General features: G+C 65.1%; 1 protein-coding gene. It reads right to left on the bottom strand.

Annotated features, from left to right (window positions below; all coding sequences use genetic code 11):
- The coding region (locus K206_RS0137070; protein ID WP_020207215.1) for a TIGR03745 family integrating conjugative element membrane protein at positions 1-344 on the bottom strand (344 nt) is incomplete at its 3' end.
- Between the last annotated feature and the right edge of the window lie 46 nt (positions 345-390).

Raw genomic sequence — 390 nt, 5'->3', positions numbered from 1 at the left:
GCTTCGGTGAGCAGCCAGATGCCGATCACGAGCAGGACGGCGCCGATGGCGACCGTGAGGCCGAACTGGCCCCACGTCTTGCGGCCAGTGTGGATTTCCGCGTAAGTGCCGTAGGCGTGGTAGCAGACGCCGATGAACATCGATGCCACCACCAGCAGGGCCACGAGCATGATGATGTCGTAGCCGTAGTTGCGGATGGTCTCCATGATGCCGTTGCCGGTGCCGCGCGTCGGGTTCTCCAACTGCGGCAGACCTTGTGCGAACGACAGCGCCGGCAGAGCGGCGGCGCCCAGGGCCACGGCGGCGCGCTGAGCAAAGCGGGAGGTGAGGATGCGGTTGTGCATGGTCGGGCCTTTCAGGTCAGGACAGGAGGAAGAAACTCAGGACGAG

The sequence above is a fragment of the Cupriavidus sp. WS genome, from assembly GCF_000395345.1.
GTDB classification, from domain to species: domain Bacteria; phylum Pseudomonadota; class Gammaproteobacteria; order Burkholderiales; family Burkholderiaceae; genus Cupriavidus; species Cupriavidus basilensis_B.
The sequence above is the reverse complement of the archived record's forward strand: the minus strand, read 5'-3'. Positions and strand labels throughout refer to the sequence as shown.